4 protein-coding genes are annotated in these 3,005 nt (G+C 32.6%); all 4 read right to left on the reverse strand.

Annotated elements, in window-relative coordinates:
* Positions 1-236: 236 nt before the first annotated feature.
* Positions 237-767, reverse strand: a complete 531-nt coding sequence (locus VKY41_RS05150) for a hypothetical protein (RefSeq protein ID WP_500813371.1) — start codon at positions 765-767, stop codon at positions 237-239.
* 160 nt (positions 768-927) lie between these two features.
* Complete coding sequence (locus VKY41_RS05155) at positions 928-1,536, reverse strand: porin family protein (protein WP_500813372.1); 609 nt, start codon at positions 1,534-1,536, stop codon at positions 928-930.
* A 403-nt stretch (positions 1,537-1,939) separates the two neighbouring features.
* A complete protein-coding gene (locus tag VKY41_RS05160) occupies positions 1,940-2,605 on the reverse strand; it encodes a hypothetical protein (RefSeq protein WP_500813373.1) in 666 nt (221 codons plus the stop codon).
* Between the two features lie 11 nt (positions 2,606-2,616).
* Positions 2,617-3,005 (reverse strand): hypothetical protein (locus tag VKY41_RS05165; RefSeq protein ID WP_500813374.1); only part of this gene is annotated, 389 nt, incomplete at its 5' end.

Below are 3,005 nucleotides of genomic sequence, written 5' to 3' on the forward strand. Positions count from 1 at the left end.
TACAAATATTGTACAATATCTCTTGAAACTAATAAGGGGTTTTGGAAAATATATAAGCTATCCATACAAACTTATCACGTGTTTATAAAAAGATCCAAGCAATTATTGTTTGAGATAGATAAAGGACTTAGATGTTATTTATATATTACTATGCTCTAGAACTTTAAAAAACATTAGGACATAAAAAAAAGCAGGAACAAATGCTCCTGCTTTTGAAAAATGTATTTGAGAATATCTTAGAAAGAAAACTCAACCCCAGCGTTTATAGAACCGAAGGTTGAAGTACTAGATACTGAATATCCAGGTCCAACAGCAGCAGTATACTTTCTCGAAATTCCTGAATAAGAAAGAATAGCTGCAAGACTTCCGAAGTTATATCCAGCTTTTGGTCTAAAGAAGAACCCACCGTCATTTCCATCAGGTGAAAGTCCGATTCCATATCCTAAGTCTGCACCGAAGAAGAAATCTTCAATTATGTATCTAGCAGATCCTCCAATGGGTAAAAACAGAAAACTTTCTCCTTTAATCTTTCCTCCAGGATAATCATAATCTTTCCCATTATAGAAAAAGAAACTTGCCATAGGACCAACCTTAAAGGCTTCATTGATATCAAAGAAATAAGCAAAATCCAGTTGTGCTCCGATACTTGATGCATCACCAGCATCACCTACTGGTAAAGCTATACTAGCTCCAGCTTTCATGTTTTGTGACTGTACAGTTGTAAACGCGAATACCGCAAAAGCGGCAAAAAGTAAGATTTTTTTCATAATAAAAGGGTTTAAAATGTTAATTAATTGAAATCAAAACTAACATATTAAACAGTATTCTACAAGCTTTGCAATACATAGTTATTAAAACCTTCTTAACAAAAAAGGCCACTCTAACTAAAGAATGACCTTTTACCATTATTTATATAAAAACAAAAAATTAGAATGTATATCCAACTGAAATTTGGAGAACATTATTTTTCACTTTAACATCATCATCAGTGTCATCAGCTATATTACTTAACCCTAATGCATATCTAGCTCCAAAGAAAACACCCATATCTAAACGGTAAGATGCTCCAATACCTAAGCCTATATCTAATGATTTAAATTGATCTTTGATGTCTTCACTTGCAGATTCTCCTCCTATTTCAACTTCTCCTTTTGCAGATGCAAGGAATCCAAACTGAGGACCCGCTTCTAAGGCTAAACCATCCACTACATAGTACTTTGCCATAACAGGAATACTTATATAGCTTAATTTATAGGTAAGCTCCATATCTCCAAAAAACGGATCGTTATCTTTGTACTTTGCTCCTACAGAAGAGTATAAAAGCTCAGGCTGAACAGAAAATTTTTCAGAAATCGGAATTTCAACAAGTCCTCCTATATGGAAACTAGTTCTACCGTCAAGGCTTATACCATCGTCAGGTTTAACCGACATATTAGCGAAGTTAGCACCAGCTTTAACTCCAAAACGGATTTCTTGAGAATGAGCTGTAGAGAAAGCAAATGCGGCAATAGCTGTAAAAAGTAATAGTTTTTTCATTTTATTAAGTTTTAAATGTTACCGAACAAATTAACAACATTTTAGACACTTTAACAAACTTCCCTCAATTTTTATCATCGCTGTTAGAATAATTCTCTTTTCCTATTAAACAAAAAAACAACTATACACAAATCGCTATTCATTTAAATTAATAGGTAGAATTATTTTTTATAGAGCATCAAAAAAAGCTGCTTTACTTATTTAAAATTTTAATAATCTAGATTTTAATGTATTACACAGAAGTAGTAGATGCATATAATTACAGTAGTGTATTAAATTAAAAAAGCCATCCTTTAAAAAAGGATGGCTTGGATATTTATATGTCATTCTGATAGTCTTTATAACTCAAATAAGATAAAGCAACAGAAAGGTTTTACTTGTCAATAAAACAATTTTGTAAGTCTTAGAATCCAGCTGGCAGTGGGACAGTCTTCGTGGGATTCTTCTCCATATCTACTGTTTGAACTTCTGAAAATATTTTAGTAATAAAGTTATTTTTGTAAATAATTACGTCCATATAAATATCAGGATTAGCCAAAGTATTTCCCACATAGAATTGACTATTGTTCACAAAAGCCTTTAGCCACCAAGTACCATCTTGTATATATGCATAAAACTGCTGACCTTCTACATACCTAGTTCTGTTCGTTGTAGGTTGTCCCGACGTTTTTCTAAATGAAATATTAGTATCGTTATCGCTTGACCGAAGAAAGTAAAATCCATGTACTGCTATTGTATAATTATCGGCGCTTATCTTTGTATTAAATCCACCTCTCAAACCCTGATTGGAAACATTTCGAACAACAAACTGTACATAGTTAATTGGTCCAAAGGAGCTGCTGGCAACATTATATTTATGAATTGCATCATTGTTATTAATAACTAGAAAGCTTGAGTTTTCTTCTCCAGTATAACTTCCTGGGTTTTCTAAATATAGTTTTTTCTGTACTAAAACACGCCCATTCACATCTAGGGTGGCGGTAGGAAATTCTGTACCTATCCCTACTTGAGCTAATAGACAAGCACTATTAAACAACAAAACAGTAAAAAAATAAAATACTTTTCTCATTATTTATAAATTTAAAGACCTACAGGTTTTGTTGTTGTTGCGTTTATTCCTTCACGAAAATCTACAGTTATTTTGGGTAGTTCTTTGAAGTATTTTCTATCATAAACAATCAAAGTTACATGATAGGTTATTGCATTACTTGTTTCAGCATCCCGTGACCTGTTTCTCATTTCAAGATGCCAAGTTCCATTCTCAATAAATGTACGCGTTACAAAGTTTCCTATATCCAAATAACCAGTTCCTCCCTTTACAATAGGGACTCCTTCATATCTAAAGTTTGAAAGCCCTACAATATACTTTGAAGCATCAAACTGAAGATCAACATCTTGAACATTATCCAAAGGAAAGTTCGTAAATGTGTAGTTTATAATATTTATGGGGCCAACAGAAGATTCTTTTA

The sequence above is a fragment of the Xanthomarina sp. genome, assembly GCF_035306605.1.
GTDB lineage: Bacteria > Bacteroidota > Bacteroidia > Flavobacteriales > Flavobacteriaceae > Xanthomarina.

Excerpts from the sequence above, each read along its gene's own strand:
- VKY41_RS05150 (WP_500813371.1), bottom strand. The coding sequence starts at position 767 with ATGAAAAAAATCTTACTTTTTGCCGCTTTTGCGGTATTCGCGTTTACA.
- VKY41_RS05155 (WP_500813372.1), bottom strand. The coding sequence starts at position 1,536 with ATGAAAAAACTATTACTTTTTACAGCTATTGCCGCATTTGCTTTCTCT.
- VKY41_RS05160 (WP_500813373.1), bottom strand. The coding sequence starts at position 2,605 with ATGAGAAAAGTATTTTATTTTTTTACTGTTTTGTTGTTTAATAGTGCT.